The 392-nt window shown below is 32.9% G+C and carries 1 protein-coding gene; it reads left to right on the forward strand.

What is annotated here, in order from left to right; all coding sequences use genetic code 11:
* Nucleotides 1-392 (forward strand): TolC family protein (locus tag QWI17_RS00350; protein ID WP_302720515.1); only part of this gene is annotated, 392 nt, incomplete at both ends.

Below are 392 nucleotides of genomic sequence, written 5' to 3' on the forward strand. Positions count from 1 at the left end.
TGTTGCTGAAACAAAACAAAGTGTATTTAGCAAATGCGTACAAAAATCTAAACGTATTATTGAATACCGAAGAGAATTTTACAATTACCAAAGAGACAAATTATATTCCATTAAAATTGAGTGGAATTTTAGACGGTTCTACAATTGATAATAATCCTACTCTCAAAGCTTTTTACCAACAGATGGAAATTACAGAACGAAACAAAGAAGTCGTAAAAGCCGAAGGTTTACCAGAATTTTCACTTGGTGTAAACAGTTTATCGATGATTGGAATGCACGAAAAAAATGGAGTACAAAGGTATTACAATGGCCTTGATCGTTTTACTTCTGTAAACCTTGGTGTTGCAATTCCATTAACGTTTGGTGCTACAAAGGCAAAAATCAAAGCTTTG

The organism is Gilvimarinus gilvus (genome assembly GCF_030518155.1).
In the GTDB taxonomy this organism is placed as follows: Bacteria; Pseudomonadota; Gammaproteobacteria; order Pseudomonadales; family Cellvibrionaceae; genus Gilvimarinus; species Gilvimarinus gilvus.